This is a genomic window from Paenibacillus sp. IHB B 3415, assembly GCF_000802655.2.
GTDB lineage: Bacteria > Bacillota > Bacilli > Paenibacillales > Paenibacillaceae > Paenibacillus_AQ > Paenibacillus_AQ phytohabitans.
The window spans coordinates 17713-40069 of sequence record NZ_JUEI01000102.1 but is presented as its reverse complement, the minus strand read 5'-3'; the positions used below and the strand labels follow the sequence as shown (position 1 = coordinate 40069).

At 53.8% G+C, this 22357-nt stretch carries 19 protein-coding genes; 13 read left to right on the top strand and 6 right to left on the bottom strand.

Going from position 1 to position 22357, the window contains the following annotated elements; translation table 11 throughout:
* The first annotated feature begins 676 nt into the window (after positions 1-676).
* The 9 genes from QW71_RS31965 (at position 677) to QW71_RS31925 (ending at position 11299) form a co-directional block, all read left to right on the top strand.
* Positions 677-1015, top strand: a complete 339-nt coding sequence (locus tag QW71_RS31965; protein WP_039309166.1) for a DUF3243 domain-containing protein — start codon at positions 677-679, stop codon at positions 1013-1015.
* A 227-nt stretch (positions 1016-1242) separates the two neighbouring features.
* Positions 1243-2274, top strand: a complete 1032-nt coding sequence (locus tag QW71_RS31960; protein WP_039309163.1) for an LLM class flavin-dependent oxidoreductase — start codon at positions 1243-1245, stop codon at positions 2272-2274.
* A 743-nt stretch (positions 2275-3017) separates the two neighbouring features.
* The gene (locus tag QW71_RS31955) at positions 3018-3497 is read left to right on the top strand and encodes a glutathione peroxidase (protein ID WP_039309160.1); all 480 of its coding nucleotides are present in this window, start codon (positions 3018-3020) and stop codon (positions 3495-3497) included.
* Positions 3498-3752: 255 nt separating this feature from the next.
* A complete protein-coding gene (locus tag QW71_RS31950; protein ID WP_039309156.1) occupies positions 3753-5387 on the top strand; it encodes a formate--tetrahydrofolate ligase in 1635 nt (544 codons plus the stop codon).
* Positions 5388-5741: 354 nt separating this feature from the next.
* Positions 5742-7106, top strand: a complete 1365-nt coding sequence (locus QW71_RS31945) for an FAD-dependent oxidoreductase (RefSeq protein ID WP_039309153.1) — start codon at positions 5742-5744, stop codon at positions 7104-7106.
* A gap of 238 nt (positions 7107-7344) precedes the next feature.
* Positions 7345-8172: a formate/nitrite transporter family protein gene (locus tag QW71_RS31940; protein WP_039309150.1), complete on the top strand. Its 828-nt coding sequence runs from the start codon at positions 7345-7347 to the stop codon at positions 8170-8172.
* Between the two features lie 688 nt (positions 8173-8860).
* Positions 8861-10078: an MFS transporter gene (locus tag QW71_RS31935; protein ID WP_039309148.1), complete on the top strand. Its 1218-nt coding sequence runs from the start codon at positions 8861-8863 to the stop codon at positions 10076-10078.
* Between the two features lie 61 nt (positions 10079-10139).
* Positions 10140-10643, top strand: coding sequence for a GNAT family N-acetyltransferase (locus QW71_RS31930; protein ID WP_039309145.1), 504 nt, complete (start codon positions 10140-10142; stop codon positions 10641-10643).
* Between the two features lie 11 nt (positions 10644-10654).
* Positions 10655-11299 (top strand): MOSC domain-containing protein, encoded by a 645-nt coding sequence (locus QW71_RS31925; protein ID WP_039309143.1) that lies wholly within the window; start codon positions 10655-10657, stop codon positions 11297-11299.
* A gap of 125 nt (positions 11300-11424) precedes the next feature.
* Here QW71_RS31925 and QW71_RS31920 read toward each other — a convergent pair whose 3' ends face one another.
* Together QW71_RS31920 and QW71_RS31915 are read right to left on the bottom strand one after the other, a co-directional pair.
* Positions 11425-11973, bottom strand: coding sequence for a GNAT family N-acetyltransferase (locus QW71_RS31920; protein WP_039309141.1), 549 nt, complete (start codon positions 11971-11973; stop codon positions 11425-11427).
* A gap of 40 nt (positions 11974-12013) precedes the next feature.
* Positions 12014-12259, bottom strand: a complete 246-nt coding sequence (locus QW71_RS31915; RefSeq protein ID WP_039309139.1) for a DUF2164 domain-containing protein — start codon at positions 12257-12259, stop codon at positions 12014-12016.
* A 247-nt stretch (positions 12260-12506) separates the two neighbouring features.
* Between QW71_RS31915 and QW71_RS31910 the strand changes: the two genes are divergently transcribed.
* Positions 12507-14219 carry a glutamine--tRNA ligase/YqeY domain fusion protein gene (locus tag QW71_RS31910; protein WP_083442817.1) on the top strand — a complete coding sequence of 571 codons (1713 nt, stop codon included), beginning with the start codon at positions 12507-12509 and terminating at the stop codon, positions 14217-14219.
* A 131-nt stretch (positions 14220-14350) separates the two neighbouring features.
* On the opposite strand, the gene QW71_RS31905 is transcribed toward QW71_RS31910, so the two are convergent.
* Complete coding sequence (locus tag QW71_RS31905; RefSeq protein WP_039309137.1) at positions 14351-15568, bottom strand: MFS transporter; 1218 nt, start codon at positions 15566-15568, stop codon at positions 14351-14353.
* Positions 15569-15804: 236 nt separating this feature from the next.
* Here QW71_RS31905 and QW71_RS31900 point away from each other — a divergent pair, with 236 nt between their 5' ends.
* The 3 genes from QW71_RS31900 to QW71_RS31890 are packed head-to-tail and all read left to right on the top strand — an operon-like array spanning position 15805 to position 19341.
* The gene (locus QW71_RS31900) at positions 15805-17670 is read left to right on the top strand and encodes an ABC transporter ATP-binding protein (RefSeq protein ID WP_039309134.1); all 1866 of its coding nucleotides are present in this window, start codon (positions 15805-15807) and stop codon (positions 17668-17670) included.
* Positions 17600-18271 (top strand): response regulator transcription factor, encoded by a 672-nt coding sequence (locus tag QW71_RS31895; RefSeq protein WP_039309131.1) that lies wholly within the window; start codon positions 17600-17602, stop codon positions 18269-18271. The genes QW71_RS31900 and QW71_RS31895 overlap by 71 nt, the downstream gene beginning before the upstream one ends.
* Positions 18272-18273: 2 nt before the next feature.
* Positions 18274-19341 (top strand): cell wall metabolism sensor histidine kinase WalK, encoded by a 1068-nt coding sequence (locus tag QW71_RS31890; protein ID WP_039309128.1) that lies wholly within the window; start codon positions 18274-18276, stop codon positions 19339-19341.
* On the opposite strand, the gene QW71_RS31885 is transcribed toward QW71_RS31890, so the two are convergent.
* From QW71_RS31885 to QW71_RS31875, 3 genes are all read right to left on the bottom strand, one after another.
* Entirely contained in the window at positions 19334-20077 is a 744-nt protein-coding gene (locus QW71_RS31885; RefSeq protein ID WP_039309124.1) for an SDR family oxidoreductase, read from the bottom strand. The genes QW71_RS31890 and QW71_RS31885 overlap by 8 nt on opposite strands.
* 19 nt (positions 20078-20096) lie before the next feature.
* The gene (locus QW71_RS31880) at positions 20097-20696 is read right to left on the bottom strand and encodes a TetR/AcrR family transcriptional regulator (protein ID WP_039309121.1); all 600 of its coding nucleotides are present in this window, start codon (positions 20694-20696) and stop codon (positions 20097-20099) included.
* 110 nt (positions 20697-20806) lie between these two features.
* A complete protein-coding gene (locus tag QW71_RS31875) occupies positions 20807-22294 on the bottom strand; it encodes a PLP-dependent aminotransferase family protein (RefSeq protein ID WP_039309183.1) in 1488 nt (495 codons plus the stop codon).
* Positions 22295-22357: the final 63 nt, after the last annotated feature.

Genomic DNA, 22357 nt, shown 5'->3' with positions numbered 1-22357 from the left:
ACATGCTAAGCTCATGCCTACTAAAGCCTACGTTTATTTTCGTATAAAAAGGCAGGATTTCACTGTGTTCAAGGGGTTTATCAGGATTATTCTTGTATTTTATACAACAATTCGCCCGAACACCCTGCTATCAAGGAATCAAAGTTGCAAAACGTACAACATTTATGTCTACAGTGCTTCCTAAGAGTCTCATTCTGCCGACAACGAATCAAGTTTATGGGATTGATGTATTCCTCCAGTCCCACAGCGGCTGAATGGTAGCTTGTAGGGTTGTTGCTACATTGCGGTTTATATAGTTGGATTGCTGAGCCTGACGCAAGCGGACTGAGAAGCACCTATTTCACCATTAATCATCATATTGGCGCCGAAGCGGACTGAGATTCCGTTATCGTATGTATTTTTGCCTGAAATGAGGATCTGCGGACATATAAGGGATTCTGAGTCCGCTTGATCTGCAAATACGGCCACTCTGCCCGAATAAGCGATTCTCAGTCCGCGTCACTAGCAGCCCGGGCCGGGAGAGTGCTGAAAGTTTCTGTCTGCGCAGGAAAGCGGTTGTGCCCACGGGATGATGATCAATCCTCCTATATCCTTCGGCGGCCATCGTTTGGTTCACCTACGGGACCTCTGGTTAATTAGTGGGAAACCGCACACTAATAAATGGGAGGTGTTCTGAATGTCTGAACATAATCATGTGGTGAGCAAGGACGGAAGTGTGACGATGCACCGGGTGAACGATGCGCTGGACCGGATTGAGCCGGGGCAGAAGGAAATGATCCTGAACAATTTCGAGGATTTCAAAAGCTACTTGGGAAAGCGCATCCACCTGGCGCAGAAAATCGGGCTCAGCGATGAGCAGCTGGCTGTGGCTGCCGAGAAAATCGCCGATTATCTGGCGGCGTACGAAGAGCCCCGCAACAGTGAGGAGAAGCTGCTGCTGGAACTGTGGAAGGCCGGAAACAAAGAAGAGCGCCACCGGCTGGCGCATATGCTGGTGAAGATGGTACAGCATTAAGCAGCAGCAGACAACGGGTGCCGCCTTGAAGAGGCCAGTGCCCGTTGTTTCTGCATCTGCGGCCCCTCCTTCTGCCTTGTATCTGCCTATAGTCTGTAATGCTGACGGATGCTCAGACTGACTGACTCGGTGATATATTCGGTGATATATCCGGTGATATAATGGACTGGACCAATATAGATGTTTCCGCCGAAGTTGAAAATTCAAACCCATTGGAGCTCTCCTATATGAAATTAAGCATTCTGGATCAATCGCCGGTGTCTGAAGGGAGCTCGCCTGCGGAGGCATTGGCCCAGACAGTATTGCTGGCCCGCGAAGCTGAGCGACTCGGGTATCACCGCTTCTGGGTTGCAGAGCATCACGCGGCGCCCGGACTGGCCGGCTCCAGTCCGGAGGTGCTGATGTCTCATCTGGCTGCTGTAACTTCGGAGATCCGCATCGGCTCAGGAGCTGTGCTGCTCCCGCATTACAGTGCTTACAAGGTCGCCGAGAACTTCCGCGTCCTGGAAGCCTTGTATCCCGGGCGGATCGATCTGGGTGTGGGCAGAGCAGCAGGCGGCGGTGCGCTGTCCGCCAGGGCGCTGCAGGATAACCGCGTGAATCCTGAGGATATAGAACGTTATGAGCAGCAGCTTAAGGAACTCATTGCTTATCTGCATGATTCTGATGAGACTGGGGATGCGGAACCTCCGCACCGCTATGCCGGACTGCAGGCTACACCTGCCGTGAGTACAGCGCCGGAAATCTGGCTGCTGGGTTCAAGCAGTGCCAGTGCGGCGCTCTCCGCCCGGCTGGGGACCGGATATGCCTTCGCCCGGTTTATCAACGGGAACGGTGGAGCGGAAGCGGTGCGGGAGTATGCGGACAGCTTCGCTCCATCCCGTGCTGCTGCAACACCACAATCGCTGGTGGCAGTTTTTGCCGTCTGTGCCGGGACCTCTGAGGAAGCGGACCGCCTGGCCGCCAGCATGGATCTGTCGCTGGTGTTACTGGAGAAAGAGCATCTCTCCACCGTCACTCCTTCTGTAGAAACTGCTATGAATTATACATATACACCTTATGACAGGTTCTCCATTAAGGATAACCGTAAGCGGATGGTCGTAGGGTCGCCGAGTGAAGTCAGAGAGCAATTGCAGGCGCTGTCGGAAGAATATCGATGCGGGGAGCTGATGATTTCATCACATATTCACAACTTTGAGGATAAGCTGACATCCCTCCGGCTTATTGCTGAAGCCTGTGGGCTGACGCGAAGAGGGTAGCTTTTCTAGGACACGTTGGATGGGGAAATGAAGAGCATAAATACCCTTGAATTTGCCCGAAGTGGGCTGGCTGCGAAGGTAAACGAGCCCAATGTATGCGAAAAACCGAGTACAATGTGTCACTGCAAAGGTAAACGAGCCCAATGTACTTGAAGAACCGAGTACAATGTGTTACTGCGAAGGTAAACGAGCCCAATGTATGCGAAAAACCGAGTACAATGTGTCACTGCAAAGGTAAACGAGCCCAATGTACTTGAAAAACCGAGTATAATGTGTCACTGAGAAGGTAAACGAGCCCAATGTATGCGAAAAACCGAGTACAATGGGTCACTGCGAAGGTAAACGAGCCCAATGTACTTGAAAAACCGAGTACAATGTGTCACTGCGAAGGTAAACGAGCCCAATGTATGCGAAAAACCGAGTACAATGTGTCACTGCGAAGGTAAACAGCCCAATGTATGCGAAAAACCGAGTACAATGTGTCACTGCGAAGGTAAACGAGCCCAATGTATGCGAAAAACCGAGTACAATGTGGCCCCAAATGGGCTGCTCACTTAACGATTATCCCTGCAGCTGCCACCCGCACCGCAATCGGAGCCTGAAATTTTGTATCACGCTGCCAATAGGATAAAATAAAGAGGAATGCTCGCAGTGATGCATAAGCTGCATAAGTTGCATATGGGCATGGACTCTATAAGCCGCCAGATAAATACGAACATACAGCCGAAAGGAAGCGAAGCAGGATGTCGATCTATAGTTTTGCCGGAGTCACACCTTCGGGTACAGAAGTGCCGTTTAAGGACTATGAGGGCAAGGTGCTGCTGATCGCCAATACGGCCAGCAAGTGCGGGCTTACCCCGCAATACGGAGATTTGCAGAAGCTGTACGAACAATACGGAGATCAAGGGCTTGTTGTGCTGGGGTTCCCCTGCAACCAGTTTGCCGGCCAGGAGCCGGGTACAAGTGAGGAAGCGGAAGCCTTCTGCCAGATCAATTACGGCGTTACTTTCCCGGTGTTTGCCAAGGTAGATGTGAATGGGCCGGAGGCAAGCCTGCTGTTTCAATATTTGAAGGGCCAGCAGCCGGGTGACGGGGAGAGCAGCGATATCCAGTGGAACTTCACGAAGTTTCTGGTAGACCGCAGCGGCAATGTGGTGGCGCGTGTGGAGCCGAAGGAATCACCGGAGAGCATGAAGGACCTTATTGAATCGCTGCTGAAGTAAGTAAGGATAGCTGTCACAAAATAGTCCGCTCCCGGATTGGGGTGCACGCGCACCCTTTCCGGGAGTTTTTTTGATATCTAAGCAAGCCGTTTCTGCTTGGCTGTAGAGACGGAAGTATCCCCCCGTATGAAAATTATCCTTGAATCTTTTCAGAGACACTGTATCCTTTGAAGAGGAATGTTTCACTCATCTACGGAGATTGCATAAAGAATTATGGGATGCAGGATAATAACGGCAGGAGGGTTTCATAAAGGCATGAGGTTAATAACAGAGGTAGCATCGGCAGCAGGGATCAATGAAGAGCATCTGGAGTTGTACGGTAAATATAAAAGCAAACTGTCGCCGTCCCTGTGGGCGGAGCTGAAGCATAAACCGGACGGCAAGCTGGTCCTGGTTACGGCAGTTAACCCTACACCGGCGGGTGAAGGCAAAACCTTGACGACCATCGGATTATCCCAGGCGCTGAATGCGGCGGGGATCAAGACAGTAGCGGCATTGCGTGAACCTTCGCTTGGACCCTGCCTGGGCATGAAGGGCGGTGCAACCGGCGGAGGCAAGGCGCAGATTGTTCCGGCAGACGAGATTAATCTGCATTTCACCGGGGATATCCATGCGGTGACCTCCGCGCATAACCTGCTCTCCGCGATGATCGATAATCATATTTTTCAGGGCAACGCCTTGAACCTGGACCCGCAGCGGATGGTCTGGAAGCGTGTGATGGATATGAATGACCGCAGCCTGCGGAATATTGTGACCGGTCTTGGCGACGGCAACGGGACGGTGCGGGAGAGCGGCTTCCAGATCACGACGGCGTCTGAGATTATGGCTGTGCTGTGCCTCTGCAATGACCTCGCGGATCTGAAAAAACGGCTGAGCCGGATGCTGGTTGGATATGACCAATTGGGACAGCCAATAACCGCGAAGGACATCGGAGCCGTTGAAGCAATGACTGCACTGCTCAAGGAAGCGGTCAAGCCTAATCTGGTGCAGACGCTTGAAGGCACGCCCGTGATTGTGCATGGCGGACCCTTTGCCAATATTGCCCACGGCTGCAGCAGTGTAATCGGAACCCGGTACGCCCTGAAGCTGGGAGACGTGGTAGTGACTGAAGCGGGCTTTGGCGCAGATCTTGGTGCCGAGAAGTTCATGGATATTAAATGCCGCCAGGCCGGCCTGACCCCTTCAGCCGCAGTGCTGGTGGTTACAGTGAAATCACTGAAATATAACGGAGGCGTCCGCAAGGAGGAGCTGTATGCCGGCAACCGGGCAGCGCTGCTCTCCGGATTGTCCAATATGGAGCGCCATATTGAGAATCTTGGCAAATTCGGTGTGCCTGTACTCGTTGCCCTCAATCACTTTGAAGGGGATGCCCCGGCGGAGATTAACGATGTGCTGGAGGCCTGCCGCCGGCTGGGTGTGCCCGCTGCGGTATCCAAGGTATGGGCTGAAGGAAGCGCAGGCGGGCAGGAACTGGCGCAGGAGCTGAAGAAGCTGCTGGACCGGGAAGAGGCCGTAAAGTTCGCGCCGCTGTATGAAGACAACCTGGACATCCCGTCCAAAATCAATAAAATCGTCACCGAAATCTACCATGGCGCAGAAGTGGCCTTCTCTCCGGCAGCCAAACGCAGTCTGGCTGTTATTGACAGGCTGGGCTTGCACCAGCTTCAGGTCTGTATGGCCAAAACGCCATATTCCTTCTCTGATCAGCCGAGGCTGCTTGGAGCACCGGAAGGCTTCACCATGGGTGTCCGGGACATTACGCTGTCCCTTGGCGCAGGATTTGCTGTAGTCATCACAGGGAACATTGTCACGATGCCGGGCCTACCCGCCAAACCGGCTGCAGAAGGGCTGCTGGTCGATGAAGATGGTGTGATTTCCGGTTTGGAATAAAAGGTTTTTTGGCTGCAGGAAGGCGGCAGCCATCCATTCGATAGAGCCTCACTTGTTCCGCAGAAGGTTTGCGGTGAAGTGGGGCTTTTTTGCTGTAAAGATTAGAATTTATACAGTTCCACATCCTAACGCTGCTTCCTGCTGCTGACAGACATAATGTCCTACTGGCGGGGGAAGCTAATGCAAGAAGAAAAGAAACTCGTGTAGATAATTAAAAATTGAAATTGTGAACAATGTGAGGAAATTCACAAAAGCACTTGTAATGTGATAAATATCACAATATAATCAGTGTATAAAGTGAAATTAATCACAACTACAGAGAAACAGGCTTGTAAATTGGAGGAGGAAGAAATCATGAAAGTAGCAGTCATTGGATGTACACACGCCGGAACCGCCGCAATTGTTAATACCGCACAGCTGTACCCGGATGCCCAGATTACGGTTTACGAGCGCAACGATAACATATCGTTCTTGTCTTGCGGCATTGCGCTTTACGTAGGGGGAGTCGTCAAGGACCCGCAGGGATTGTTCTATTCTTCCCCGGAACAGCTTGCAGCACTGGGTGTGCAAACGAAGATGCGCCATGAAGTGACGAATGTGGATACCGCCCGCAAAACATTGAAGGCCCGCAACCTCGCTACAGGTGAAGAATTTGAAGATACGTACGATAAGCTAATTATGACAACAGGCTCATGGCCGATTGTGCCTAAGCTGGAAGGTATAGAGCTGGAGGGGATTCTGCTCTCGAAGAATTATAATCACTCCAACACCATTATTGAACAAGCGCAGAAGGTGACAAGAATTACAGTAGTCGGAGCCGGATATATCGGCGTTGAGCTGGTTGAAGCTTTTCAGATGAACGGCAAGGAAGTTACCCTGATCGACGGGGAAGACCGCATTCTGAGCAAATATCTGGATGAGGAATTTACGGCTCCGATTCAACAATCTCTTGAAGAGCACGGCATCAAGCTTGCGCTTGGAGAGAAGGTTGCAGCATTCGCCGGAGAGAACGGCAAAGTGACTAAGGTCATTACAAGCAAGGGAGAGCATGAAACCGACCTGGTCATTCTCTGCATCGGCTTCCGTCCGAATACAGAGCTGCTCAAGGGTCAAGTCGATATGCTTCCGAACGGCGCTATTATGGTCAACGATTACATGCAGACCAGCCTGCCGGATGTATATGCCGCTGGTGACAGCTGTGCGATTCATTACAACCCGACCGGTAAACATGCCTATATCCCGCTCGCTACGAACGCTGTACGCATGGGGACACTGGTAGCCCGCAATCTGGTCTCGAACACGATTCCTTATATGGGCACGCAGGGAACATCAGGCATCAAGATTTATGAAGACAATATTGCCGGTACCGGACTTACAGAGGAGGCCGCCAAAGCCGAGGGTATGGATGCTGAAAGTGTAATGCTGATTGACAACTACCGTCCGGAGTTTATGCCGACATTCGAGCAGGTTCAGGTAAAAGTCGTATTCGAACGTGCGACCCGCCGCATTCTTGGGGCACAGATTATGTCCAAGATGGATCTGACGCAGTCGATCAATACCGTATCGGTTTGTATTCAGAATAAAATGACCGTGGATCAGCTGGCCTTCATTGATTTCTTCTTCCAGCCGCATTACAACAAGCCTTGGAACTTCCTGAACACTGCAGGACTTCAGGCACTACCCAAGACAGTTGCCGTTAAAGAACCAGTACACATCTAAACCCCCTGATTTCGCCGGGGCCCGCAAGGGCTCCTTTTTTTTGTGGTTTTAACTATTAATTCCGGGTCCGAATGAGAAAAATATTCCGCCGCCTAACCTTTTATGGTAAATTTGACATGTCAGTGAAAACTTTCACTTAGGTTTTCTGAGAGTGATTTTTATCACGTTAATGTGATTGTGATCACGTTACAATGGCATAAAGGAACAAATTTTAAGTAATTAGAAGGGGATAGGAATCATGGCTTATAACAAACCGCAGGGGATCGCCGAAGTAACGGTAGAGAACGGAGTCAAGAAAGCGCACAATCCGCTCAGCACTGTACTTATTCTTGGTTTCCTGGGAGGAGCGTTTATCGCGCTCGGATTTTTGCTGGATATTCGTGTCATTGCCGGTGCGCCTGCAGAGTGGGGGTCCATCGCTAACTTCATCGGAGCTGCGGTATTCCCGGTAGGGCTGATACTGGTGCTGCTTGCCGGAGGCGAGCTGCTGACAGGCAACATGATGGCGGTGCCGCTTGCTTTTATTGCGAAGAAGATTTCGTTCTGGGAAGTGATTAAGAACCTGGTGCTGATTACACTCAGCAACCTGGCAGGTGCCTTGTTCGTTGCTTATTTCTTCGGTCATGTCGTTGGCCTTACATCGGACGGGGTGTATCTGGAGAAGCTGGTAAGTATGGCTGAGCACAAGATTGATGCGACCTTCCTGCAGGCCTTTATCTCCGGGATCGGCTGTAACTGGCTCGTGGCGCTGGCAGTGTGGCTCTCCTATGGAGCAGATAATTTCAGCGGAAAAATCCTCGGTATCTGGTTCCCGACAATGGCGTTTGTAGCCATCGGCTTCCAGCACGTTGTAGCTAACATGTTCCTTATCCCTGCTGCCATCTTCGAAGGACATTTCACGTGGGCGCAGTATTTCGCCAACTTTGCCCCGGTATGGCTGGGCAATCTTACGGGCGGCGCGATCTTCGTCGCAGCGGCTTACTGGATGGCTTACCTGCGTAAGGAGCCGGCAGCTGTAACGGCTGTTGAAGGAATCTCCGCTGCAGGTGTGAAGAAACACGCTTAATTCAAAATCCGCCGGTGATGACCGGCATGTTCAATAGTTTGGCCCAAGCACTTCCTGGCTTCTCGGCACCCTGTTTTTTGGGAATCGCAGAGAGACAGGGAGTGTTTTTTGTAAATATAAGAATTTATATGTTTCACACGATAACTTATCCTTCTATTTCTCGCTGAAACGGATACCGTCCTCTTAAGGACGGCGTATTGGGAATCGCAGAGAGACAGGGAGTGTTTTTTGTAAATATAAGAATTTATATGTTTCACACGATAACTTATCCTTCTATTTCTCGCTGAAACGGATACCGTCCTCTTAAGGACGGCGTAGCCGTTTCTACTTGTAACCCCGGACTCTGCCTGGAATAACTTCAGGGCAAAACAAAATTCGCCGTGCATATCCGACTCGGGGGAACGAAATCGGATTCACGGCGAATAAATAGGGAGTGTTTCATATGCACTATTACCCCGGCCTGCGGGGAACGAATCAGGTCATATCCACCTATTTTCTTTACGTGCAGAAGATGCGGTTATAGAATATAAATAGCACGGCAGGCGGGAAGTGATTTGGAATTTCGCAACAGTGAATTCAATGATGCTATGCGATAAAGCATTAACGCAAGAACTTGCCCTTCATCCTGTTTTCAGATGATACTGGATGGATTAATGACACCTATGTTACAGGGGATGAAAGACAAGTTATGAGATTTTTGCAGGCCTATCCGAAGGAAGTCAAAGTGTTCTTGATTGCCAGTCTCATTAATGCAACCGGCAGTGCGCTAATGTGGCCGCTGGTTACGATGTATGTATTTGATGAGCTGGGACGCAGTATGAAAGATGCGGGAATTGTTCTGCTGGTCCAATCCCTCGGGGGGATTGCCGGGCAATTGCTGGGCGGATCTTTGTATCACAAGGTAGGGGTAAACCGCCTGATTGTCGGAGCACTGGCCATGAACGCGCTGACCCTGTTTGCTCTTCCGTGGGCAAGCGGCAGCTGGAGTATATTCATTATAGTTATGGGCCTGATGGGTTTGTTCAACTCCCTGTCTCTCCCGGCTATTCAGGCCTTTATCGGTTTTCGGTTCGCGGAGCAGCGCGGAGAGCTGTTCAATATCGTCTATGTCTCGAACAATATCGGGGTAGCACTGGGTACCGCACTGAGCGGATTCCTGGGCAATTATATGCTGAGCTTTGTGCTGAACGGTGTAACTTCGGCAGTGTTTGCCGGATTCTTCTTTGTCTATCTGCGCAGGGTGGGGACAGCACCGTCGCCGTCCCATGAGAAAATACAGAAGAAACACCCGCAGGGGGAAGCCTCAGGCTGGAAGCTGCTGGGGCATACGCGGATTTATCTGTACATGGCTATTGGTTCGATGTTTCTGCTGATCGGCAATTCGATCTGGAATACCGGAGTATCGCCGTTTATTATTTCAGAAGGCTGGTCGAAGCAGTTATACGGCTTCCTCTGGACGCTGAACGGCGTACTTATCTTTGCCGCGCAGCCGCTGGTCAGTCTGATCAAACGCTGGTTCGCAGGGACTTCTACTGCGCAGATGACAGCAAGCGCCGTATTCTATCTGGGCGGGTATGCGGTCATACTGTTCATGCCGAGCTACCCGGGCATGCTGCTGGCGATGGTGCTGGCTACACTGGGTGAGATGCTGATCTCTCCGGCCATGCCATCCTTCATCTCGGAGCATGCCCAGCGCAGTGCGCCCTTCTATCTCGGGCTTAGCGGCGGTATCGGCGCGGTCGGCCGGGTTATCGGCCCGTATCTGATGGGGATTCAATTCGACAGAGGCGGCCTTGCGCCGACAGGCTGGCTGGCCTGCGGGATGGCGGTTCTGTCCGTGGGATTCTTCGCGGTCCATGCCTACGTTAACCGCGGGACCGTGAAGCTCCGGGGCAATACTGTATAAACGGCTGCGCTGTAACTAATCCTTTTATTATCTGCTTAGCAAGGCAAGGGGTGTAGAAGCTATGCAACAACTAAACAGGGATTCGGCTTTCACCATCCGTCCCTCTGAAATCAGGGATGCCCGTGAGCTGATCATTCTCGATAATATGATCTGGACAGAGGAGACAACACCCGGTCCGCTGATGTGGCGCTCCCGGGAGGATTATCTGCTGCATGCACCGCCCGGCTCCCAGCTTGTAGCCTTGCAGGACGGGGAGCTATGCGGGTATGTCGGCTTCGGCTGTCCCAGCGGAATGGAGAGCAACCGCCATGTATGCGAGGTTAATATTGCCGTACATCCGCGCTTCCAGCGCCTGGGTGTAGGCAGCCGGCTGATCGCAGAGATCAAGCGCCATGCCGCAGAGAATGGAATCCGTAAGCTGCGCCTGCGTGTGCTCTCCTGCAATACACCGGCACTCTCGTTCTACCGCAAATGCGGATTCGAGGAGGAGGGACGGCTGCGGGAGGAGTTCTATCTGGGCGGAAGATATGTAGATGAGGTATTCATGAGCTGCATGCTGGACTAGGAGGAATCAAGATGGAAGTCGTCTCACTTAATGTAGGCAAGCCGAAGACCGTGGATTACCGCGGCAAACCGCTGGAAACGGGCATCTACAAGCTGCCGGTCACCGGCCCGCTGGAGCTTCATGCTGAAGGTTTCGACGGGGACGGGCAAGCGGATCTGGTAAACCACGGGGGCCCCGACAAGGCCGTCTGCGTCTATCCGGTTGAGCATTATGCCTACTGGGAAGAGCTGCTTGGCCGGAAGCTGGACTACTCCGCATTCGGTGAGAATATCACAGTGAGCGGACTTCTGGAGACCGAGGTGTGCATCGGGGATGTCTTTGAGATTGGTACGGCACTGCTGCAGGTAAGCCAGCCGCGCTTCCCCTGCTTCAAGCTCTCGCAGAAGCATGGACCGGCGGATATGCCTGCGCGGGTGCTGTCCACCGGTTACAGCGGGTTCTATTTCCGCGTGCTGCGTGAAGGCAGGATTGCATCCGGTGACCGGATTATTAAGCGGGAGAGCGGAGCGGGCCATTTCCCTGTGAAGCAGGTGCTGTACTCGATGGAGCACGGGCGCAAGGATAAGACCGGACTAGCCGAGCTAGCCGGGCTGGACAGCCTCACAGCCGGCATCCGGGAGAAATTCCGGGGCTGGCTTGCGGCAGCGGAGAACTAGACCGGAGCAATAACATGGAAGACGGTACGCCAGAACCCCCGGGGCTTATGTTATGCCTCCGGGGGTTCTGGCTTATGCTGCGTATAAGTGCGCATAATAACATGCTGCCTGCTGCTGCCTTGCTGTCAGCCCAGCAGCTTCCATTCGCTGCGCAGCAGACCGTAGACTGCGTGGTTCACATAACCTGCGGGCAGCTTCTCGGCCTCGCGGATCACGCCTTCGAAGATGAATCCGAGCCGCTCGGGAATGGCCCTGCTTGCCGTGTTACCCGTGGCGCAGCGGATCTCTACACGGTTGAGCTCCAGCTCCAGCAGGGCATAATCCACGAATACCCGGCAGGCGCTGGTCATGTAGCCGTTGCCTTCATAGCCTTCACCCAGCCAGTAGCCGATACCGACAGACCGGTTATGCCAGTCAATCTCGTGGTAACCGATGATCCCGGCCAACTCCTCCCGGACCCATAGTCCGGCCGTGAAGCCGCCATTGTCACTGCCCTGCTTCACGGCATTCTTGATGAAAGTAGTCAGGTGGGCCTGCTCGGCTACGCCGTCCACCCAAGGCAGCCACTGCCTGAGCCGGTGGCGTGAGCGCTCCACCAGGGCGTACATATGGCGGGCATGCTCCGGCATAAGCAGCTTCAGTTTCAGCTCTTCATCAATGACATAATTAAACATGCGGCTTCCCCCTCTGCGGCGTAAGGTATAAGCTTCTGCCCTAGCGCTTTTTCCACTCCAGAGCGTAGATATCTTCCTCCAGCGCCTGCATGCGCTGTGAGGCCAGTGTCCGGCAGTCACTCAGTGCCCCGTTGTAGACAGCCGGCCCAAGCTCGTTCAGGAAGAACTCCAGCAGACTATCTGCTGCCAGATGGCCAATCGTTTCCCCGCGTTCGGCTTCGAAGTATGCGCGGATATTCTCGGTGATCAATTCCCGCTGCTCTTTGGGCAGTTTGATCGGTTTCATGGGTACCCTCCTCTTCTCGGTAATCCTATATGATCCATGCTACTCTATCGCCGGGAGAGAAGTCAAAGATGCAGTTTTATCGCTGCGGGATCTTAAAGGCGCCTTAGTTTCACCGGGACAGATACGTTGTACATCAGGGACAGGAATGCCGTTTCTGTTTAACTTTTATTGAACATTCCCTGCCTAACGGGTATATTAATAGGAAACATGTTTATACAAGGAAGTAGTAATAATACAGAACGAAAGGTTGATCATTGTGGAGAACCAGGGTACACCCTCCAATTTCATTAAGAACGTCATTACCGAAGATCTCCGCTCGGGCAAGGTTAAGGAAGTGGTCACCCGCTTTCCGCCGGAGCCGAACGGTTATTTACATATCGGACATGCCAAGGCGATCTGGATTAACTTTACACTGGCTGATGAATTCGGCGGCAAGACCCATCTGAGATTCGATGACACCAATCCGGTCAAGGAAGACACGGAGTATGTGAACTCCATTCAGGAAGATGTGAAGTGGCTCGGATACGAATGGGAAGAGCTGCGTTTCGCCTCGGATTATTTCGGGGAGATGTATGAGCGGGCCGAACTGCTGATTAAGAAGGGCAAAGCTTATGTCGATGATCTCACGGCAGAGCAGATCCGTGAATTCCGGGGAACGCTGACGGAGCCGGGACAGAACAGTCCTTACCGTGAACGCGGTATCGATGAGAACCTGGACTTGTTCCACCGCATGCGGGCAGGCGAATTCAAGGACGGCGAGAAGGTGCTGCGCGCCAAAATCGATATGTCCTCTCCGAATATCAATTTGCGCGATCCGGTCATTTACCGTATCTCTCACTCTCATCACCACAATACCGGCGATGAATGGTGCATCTACCCGATGTATACCTTCGCGCATCCGCTCGAAGATGCCATCGAGCATGTTACCCATTCACTCTGTTCGCTGGAGTTCGAGGACCAGCGCCCGTTCTATGACTGGGTTGTAGCGGAATGCGAGATGCCGGCTGCGCCGCATCAATATGAATTCGGGCGCCTTAATCTGGCTCAGACCGTTACCAGTAAGCGCAAGCTGAAGCTACTGGTGGATGAAGGCCATGTCGACGGCTGGGATGATCCCCGCATGCCGACGATATCAGGACTGCGCCGCCGCGGGTATACCCCGGAAGCGATCCGCAGCTTCGTGCATGAGACCGGCATTTCCAAGAGCCAGGGCCTCGTAGACCTGCAGATGCTGGAGCATTTCATCCGTGAAGACCTCAAGCTGACGGTACCCCGGACCATGGCTGTACTGCGGCCGCTGAAGGTAGTTATTACGAATTATCCAGAGGGCGAAACCGAGTATTTCGAGATTGAGAACAATGTGGAGAACCCGGAAATGGGTAACCGCCAGATTCCGTTCTCCCGGGAAATCTATATTGAACGCGATGACTTCATGGAGATTCCGCCGAATAAGTATTTCCGCCTGTTCCCCGGCAACGAGGTCCGGCTCAAGAATGCTTACTTCATCAAGTGCAACGAGTTCATCAAGGATGAGAACGGAGAAGTTATTGAGCTGCACTGCACCTATGATCCTGAAACGAAGAGCGGCAGCGGATTCACCGGACGCAAGGTCAAGGGAACGCTGCACTGGGTAGATGCGAGCCAGGCGGTACCGGCAGAATTCCGTCTCTATGAGCCGCTGATCTCCGCAGAAGAAGCTGAGACCGAGGCCGAAATCGAAGGTCTGGAAGCTGCTGAAGGCAAGCCGGAGCCTACCTTCCTTGATCAGCTTAACCCGAAATCGATCGAGATCATTCAGGGCTTCGTCGAACCGGGCCTGAAGGACAGCGTGCCGCAGGACAAGTTCCAATTCTTCCGCCATGGTTACTTTAATGTAGACAGCAAATATTCATCACCGGAGCATCTGGTATTCAATCTGGTGGTTTCCCTGAAGAGCTCTTTCCAGCCCAAACAAGGCTAGACTCTCCATGAATGAATACAGGCTTGGCCTCCCGTCCGGGAAGCCAAGCCTCTTGGCCTCCCGTCCGGGAAGCCAAGCCTGTTTGCTGTGTGCTGTGAATCGAACGGTCCAGCCCACCTCTGGTCCCGCCGCTACTCCTCTGCCGCTCCGTCTTCGGGATCAGCCGGAGGCCGGTAGCCGCCGCGGATGAAGAAGAGCCACATGAGACCGAAGCCGATGGTGCCGAACAGGGCGAGGAGCGCACCGGACTGATACATCGTCTGCACTCCGAGATTCTGATACATCCAGCCGCCGAGCACGCCGCCGAGGATGCCGGATATTCCGCTCCACGTAAGCGTGTAGAGTGCTTGTCCCGAGGACCGGTAAGCCCTTGGAACAAGCAGCATAGTAAGCTGGGTGCCTACATAGAAGAATCCACCAAAGGTAATGCAGTGCAGCACCTGAATGAAGGCAACCTGTAGTGGAGTGGTCGCATCGGCCATCATCCACCAGCGCAGGAAGAACAGGGCGCTGACGAACGTGAGAGAGGCCAGCAGTACAGAGATTTTACGTTTAAGAATGTAATTGCACAAGAGCAGCACTCCCATCTCCAGAATGGAAGAGAGGAACACCGCCAGGCCAATCATGGTCTTGCTTCCCCCCAGCTCTGTGATGTACAGTGACACAAAGGTGTTGTTCATCGTATTCGGGATAGAGACTAGAATGCCGAAGAGGATGAAGCAGAGGAAGAACGGGTTATAGAAGATCTGACGCAGTCCCCTGAATGGCAAGGGGGCGATTCCGATCGAATGATCAAGCTTCGGCATAGCGATCAGCGCAATCATCGCTGCGCACAGCAATGCTGCAAAGAGATAAGACAGCACGGAAACACCGGCCCATTCAATCACGGGTCCGGCCAGTATGGCAGTCAACGCCCAGCCTAACGATCCCCAGAGCCGGTATGAGCTGAACCGCTGGCTGGTACCGTCGATATAGCTGAGGATCATGGTATTACTCTGGGCGAACAGCGGCCCCTGGAAGAAGTAGAAGAACAGAATAGAAATATATATCATCTCGTATGTATTCGCCTGAAAGACTAGCTGGGACAAGACCAGCGTGCCGGTCAGCATGACCAGGACAATCCGCCGGATATTCTGATAACGGTCACTCCATATACCCCAGAAGGGATTGGCAATAATAGAGACGAGCGCACCTACCGACATCAGGCTCCCGATCTCCAGTTTATTCATTCCCATCTCCTGAAGATAAAGGGGAAAGAAGCTGGTGAACAGGACGACCGTTCCATATACGAAGAAGTTGAACCATTTAAGAGAGGTGAAAGACAGCTGCTTATCGAGGTTCTCCCGCAAACTTTGCACTCCTTTCCCGCCAGATGCCTTGAATCCTTAGAACGGCAGAAGTTGCCGCTTCTATCACTGTAACATTTGTTGAAAAGGGATACAAACCAACTTATATAGGGAATTACAAATCAATGGAAAATTAACAGTTTAATTTCAGTTTACAAAGCACAGTTATTCTAGGTTGGAAGGCGGAAGCGGGACATCAGCTGTTCCTGACATCTATCCGCCGGAAAAGGGGATTAACCATGAAGAACACTCAAGCACCGCAGAAGCAGGGAGCAGCGATGAAGCCGTTCCTGAAGCTGCTGCACGAAACCAAACCCTCCTACATGCTGCTGGCACTGGCTCTGGGCCTCAGTATGATTTCGACCCTAGTGGGTCTTGTTATTCCAATGTTCACGAAGAACCTGGTCGACGGCTTCTCGCTGGCTTCCGTCAGCAAGCTGCAGATTGCCGGAATTGCCGGAGCTTTCATCGCACAGACCCTTGCCGGCGGCGTCTCGATATATCTGCTGAATGCGGTCGGGCAGAAGATTGTCGCCGGACTTAGAGACCGGCTGTGGCGCAAATTCCTTGTGCTGCCTGTGTCCTATTACAATGAGAACCGGACAGGTGAAAGCGTCAGCCGGATGACCAATGATACGGGAATTCTCAAGACACTGATCTCGGAGCATCTGGCCAGCCTCTTTACCGGCGTGATCTCCATTGTCGGTTCAATCTCTGTCCTGCTCTTCCTGAACTGGAAAATGACGCTGGTACTGTTCACCGTCCTCCCGCTGTCGGCGCTGATTCTGGTACCGCTGGGCCGGCAGATGTACAAAATATCAAAAGGCACACAAGATGAGACAGCCTCCTTCACCGCCACACTTAGCGGTGTATTGTCTGAAATCCGGCTGGTTAAATCCTCAGGAGCCGAGCAGAAGGAGTATGAGGCCGGACGAAGCGGAATTATGAACCTCCTGTCCTTCGGCATCCGTGAGGGCAAAATCAGCGCGATGATCAGCCCGCTGGTCTCCTTTGTCTTCATGATGCTGCTTGTGGTGATTATCGGCTATGGCGGAATGCAGGTGTCCTCGGGGGTTCTGACCGCCGGTGAACTGGTGGCCTTCATTCTGTATCTGATCCAGATTATTATGCCGCTTACCCAGCTGACTCAATTCTTCACGCAGCTTCAGAAGGCCAAAGGTGCCTCGGAGCGGATTATCGAGACGCTAGCGGCAGAGGAAGAAGTGTATGAAGGTGCAGAAGAGGCTGGCAGCGAGGAAGGCCCAATCGATGTGGAAGACCTCAGCTTCGGATACAAAACGGGCGAGAAAGTGCTGAACAAGATAAGCTTCACGATGCTGCCGGGCCAGGTGACAGCGATTGTCGGTCCAAGCGGCGGCGGTAAAACGACGCTGTTCTCGCTGCTGGAACGATTCTATGAGCCGCAGAGCGGTGTTATCCGGATGGGCGGCAAGCCGGTGTCGATGTTCTCCCTGAAATCCTGGCGTAAGCGGATCGGGTATGTCTCGCAGGAAAGTCCGCTGCTGGCCGGAACGATTGCCGAGAATCTGGGATATGGACTGGACCGCGAGATCAGTAAGGAGGAGCTGCAGCGTGCTGCGGCCATGGCATATGCTGACGGCTTCATTGCAGAGCTTCCGGACGGGTACAATACGGACGTCGGCGAACGCGGAGTGAAGCTGTCCGGCGGACAGCGGCAGCGGATCGCCATTGCCAGAGCGCTGCTGCGCGATCCGAAGATTCTCATGCTCGATGAGGCAACGTCCAGTCTGGACAGCCAGTCGGAAGCCGTTGTACAGAAGGCACTGGGCAATCTGATGCAGGGCCGGACCACGATTGTCATTGCCCACAGACTGGCTACAGTCGTCAATGCGGACCAGATTATATTTATGGAAAAGGGCCGGATAACCGGCAAGGGAACACATGAAGAGCTGCTGCGGGATCATGAGCTGTACCGTGAATTTGCCGAGCAGCAGCTGCAGATGAATACGCCGGAGCTTCATGGCAGTGTGATAGAGGAGGGTTCTACAGGAAATGGCCAAAATACTGGTAGTGGACGACGATCCGCACATCCGCGAATTGGTGGGAGTCTTTCTGAGAGCTGAAGGCATGGAAGAAGTGCTGAGTGCCTCCGATGGGCTGGAGGCGCTGCGGCTGCTCGAAGAGACCCCGGCCGATCTGGCGATTATTGATGTCATGATGCCGAATATGGACGGCTGGGAGCTGTGCCGGGAGCTGCGCAAGCAGTATGACTTCCCGATCCTGATGCTGACAGCCAAAGGTGAAACCTCACAGATTGTCAAAGGCTTCGAGCTCGGTACAGACGACTATCTGGTCAAGCCGTTCGAGCCGCCCGTACTGATCGCCAGAGTGAAGGCGCTGCTGAAGCGGTACCAAATTTCTGCCGCCCAGAGCGTTACCGTAGGGAGCCTGCGGATGAACCGCAGAACGTATGAGGTTGTATCCGAGTATGGCGACATTACGCTGCCGCTTAAGGAATTTGAACTGCTGTTTAAGCTGGCCAGCTATCCGGGTCAGACGCTGACACGCGACCGGCTGATTGAAGAGATTTGGGGTTATGATTTTGAAGGTAATGAGCGGACGCTGGATGTTCATGTGGGCCGTCTGCGCGAGCGGTTTCCCCGGGATAAATTCGGGTTCGCCATCCGCACGATCCGGGGCCTTGGCTACCGGCTGGAGGGATAAGCATGCTGGACAGAATCGGAAAAGTATGGAAGAAAATCAATGTGATTGCGCCTATAGCCGGCATATTGGCGATGCTCTTTATCTCCTGGAACGGAAGCTATTTCGGCTCAAGGCTGCTGGTCCGGCATTTCGGCTGGTCCTTCTCCGAATACGGCTATCATCTGTTTATTATGGGCATGCAGGTGATTATCTTCTTCTGCGTGGCTGGCGCCATCGCTTTCGCTACCCGCGGGCAGGACCAGAGATTCTATGTGCCGATCCTGACGGCGATGCGGCAGATTTCCAAAGGTGATTTCAAAATCGAACTGGAGAACAGCGGCCAGTACCGGCAGTTTGGCGGTATTGTGGAGGGGATTAACGAAATGGCCACTGAGCTGAGCCGGATGGAGACGATGCGCCAGGACTTTATCTCTAACGTATCGCATGAGATCCAGTCGCCGCTGACCTCCATCCGCGGGTTTGCCGCAGCCCTGCAGGATGACAGCCTCAGTACTGAGAGCAGGAAGCATTACCTGGATATCATTGAAGCGGAGAGCCGCCGCCTGTCCGGCCTGAGCGACAATCTGCTGAAGCTGTCGGCACTGGAGGCGGAGAGCTTCCCGTTCGAGCGGAAGCCCTACAGGCTGGATAAGCAGCTGCAGGAGATGATCCTGGCCTCAGAGCCGCAGTGGCTGGGCAAGGATATTGAGGTAGAGGCAGATCTTGCAGAAACCACCGTGGTTGCGGTAAAAGACCTGCTCAGCCAGGTGTGGACCAACCTGCTGCATAACAGCATCAAGTTCACCCCGGAGGGCGGACGGATCACCGTCTCCTTACGCATCTCAGAGGAGCAGATTGAAGTGGAGGTGAAGGACAGCGGAATCGGCATTGCCGAAGAGGAGCTGCCGCGGATCTTCGAACGCTTCTATAAAGTGGACAAATCCAGAAGCGTCAGCGGGGGCGGCGGAAGCGGACTGGGACTGCCGCTGGTGAAGAAAATCGTTGAACTTCACGAAGGCAGCATACAGATAACAAGCCGTCCCGGTGAGGGGACGGCTTCAGTCGTACGTTTACCTCTGCAAGTCAGATGAATCCGCCATTGACGCGGAGGGTCTGGCCGGTAATCCACCCGGAGCCTTCTCCGGCCAGGAAGCTGACCACGCCGGCAATATCCTCCGGCTGGCCCAGACGTCCGAAGGCATTGCCCTTCTTCAGCCCTTCCAGTACGGCTTCTGATTTGCCCTCCAGGAACAATTCTGTGGCTACTGGTCCTGGTGCCACCGCATTGATGGTGATGCCTTTGCTGCCGAATTCCTTGGCAAGCTGGCGGGTGAATTGCTCAACCGCACCTTTGGTGCCGGCATAAATACTGTAGGCCGGGAACATCTGGCCGTTGACGGAAGTGGAGAAATTAATAATCCGCCCGCCCTGTTCGAGGTGATAGAAGGCCTGCTGGCAGGAGAAGTAGGTGCCCTTGACGTTGATGGCGAACTGCTTGTCGAATTGCTCCTCAGTAGCTTCTCCGATCAGGGAATTCATCATAATCCCCGCATTGTTGACCACGATATCGATCTTTCCATAGAGCGCCTTGGTCTCCTTGAACAGCTGTTCAATCTGGGCAGGCTTGCTGATGTCTGCCTGCAGGGCAGCGGCTGTTCCGCCGCCCGCCCGAATGGCCGTTACTACGTCATCTGCCTGGGCGGGACTGCTCGAATAGTTGATGATAACGGAAGCTCCCTGCTCCGCCAGCCGCTCAGCGACACTCCGCCCGATTCCTCTCGATGAGCCGGTAACAATAGCCACCTTGCCTTGCAATGATTGTGTCATTAGCAGTTCCTCCTTGGATTTAATGTACGGATAATCCTCTTTCCAGCAGTGTCCAGAGCTGGGCGAATTCCTGCATGATGCCCGGGCTGCGCCACTCATAGGCGTGCGCCGGATGGTGAAAGCGTGCGGTGCCATAGAGGACTGAACGTGCCTGTACCGCCGCCGGAATACTCCGTGATATAAGTCCTTGTTCCATGCCCTGGGCAATGAGAAGGTCAATGTGATCGAGAAGCTTCCGGATGTGGACTTCAACAAGCGCTGCCGATTCTTCAGTGACGGCTGCATACATTTTGAACATCTCGCTGTCCTGTGCGGCATAATGCTGCTTAAGCTCTACGAGCTTAGCGATATAATCTCCAAGCTGCCCCAAGGCATTATCTGCGGGCATCCCGGCAATTTCGCTTAGGGGAGCCACAATCATCTCCTCCAGCCAGCGTTCCGTCACCGCCTCCCGCAATGCAGCTTTGCTGGGGAAATGCCGGTACAGGGTTCCGTGACTTACGCCCAGCAGCTTGGCTACATCAGTGACTGAGGCTTTGTCCGGCCCGTATTTGCGCAGTGTTTGTTCAGCGGCATTAAGGATTTCTGTTTTGCTCAAAAAAGAGCTTAATTTATTCACGGGTAACTTCCCCTTCCTGTGCAAGAAGCATAACATAGCGCATAACAAATGACAAATAATTATTATTGTCATTTGTTATGCGCTATTTGTGATCCGGCAATTCGTGTTATTCATGGAGCTTCCCTGATTAGATCTGCCAGCAGGGTGATTCCGCGCTTCAGTTCTGCCGGAGAAGCATAAGCGTAGGACAGTCTGAGGTGCCCGCGGTCACTGCGGTCGTATAGATCGCCTGTATTCAGCAGCAATCCGGCGCGCAGGGCTGCAGTGAACAGCTTGCGCGGAGGCACAGGATGCAGGAGGGACAGCCAGATGTAGAATCCGCCTGCCGGTACATTCCAGGTTGCCAGTCCGGCACAATGCAGCTGCAGCAGCTCCAGCACAAGATCACGGCGCTCCCGGAGTCTGCCGCGCAGCACCTGCAGATGCTCTTCATGATAGCCGTCCTCAAGCCAACTGGCGGCAGCCAGCTGTGACAGGGAGCTTGCGCCGTAATCACTCTGCATTTTGATATCGGCCAGCCGCCGGACTACCGGCTCCGGGCCGACAATCCAGCCGATGCGCAGGCCGGGGCTGGCTGCTTTGGACAGGGTGCCCAGATGCAGCACTCTTCCCTCGCGGTCCAGCGCCTTCAGCGGCAGCGGAGGCGGTGTATCCAGCCACAGCTCCTGATAGGCGCCATCCTCGAGAATAGGCAGCCCGAGGCTGCCTGTGACCTGCATAAGCTCCCGGCGCCGCCCGGCATCCATCAGAATCCCGGTAGGGTTATGAAAGGAAGGGATACTGTAGAGCATCGCCGCCTTGCTGCGGACAGCCTCAGCTGTAAGATACTCCGGGATCAGCCCGCGTCCGTCCATGGGCAGCCCGCTGAATTTCACCCCGGCAGACTGAAAGGCATGAATCGAATACAGATAGGACGGCTTCTCCAGCAGGATCGATGAGCCGCGCGGCAGAAGGCCAAGAGCAATAAGCTGGAGTCCCTGAAGTGCCCCGGAGGTGATAAGAATGGAGGCGGGGTCGGCTGCAATGCCGCTTCGGGCCAGCATCCGGCTGACCGCAGCCCGCAGCGCCGGATTGCCGAGGGGTTCCTCATAAGAGAGCGGTGGAAGAATGCGCTGCGCGAGCCCGGCCAGCACCTGGTTCATCGCTGCGCCGGGCAACAGCTCCGGCGCAGGCTCGCCGGTGCCGAGGCGGATCAGACCCGGCTCATATTCGAGCCGGTTGATATCCTGTACGGTAGGCAGGTTGGGATAGTGAATCCCCTCCTCCACATAATCATTCCAGTTGCCCCGGCGCTCCGGTTCTGCCGGAGCTGTGACCGCATTGGAATCACCGGCGGGCCGGATGCCGGAACGTGCATCCGCTACTACTACGGTGCCTCCGCCGCGTCTGCCCTCAATCAGGCCCAGTGCTGTAAGCTGGCCCAGCGCCGTGACCACCGTGCTGCGGTTAACACCGAGCATGCGGCAGAGCTCACGCTGCGGAGCCAGCCGCATGCCGGGAGGCCAGGCCCCGCTGCTGATCTTGGCGAGGAAGTAGGAGGATATCTGACTATGAAGCGGCAGCGGGGAAGCCGGGTCCGGCTTCCATGCGCCTTGCAGGACCGGGAGTGAGCCGTCCGGCTCCTTTTCAAGAGCGGCAGGTGCGGGAGCTTCAGGATGACC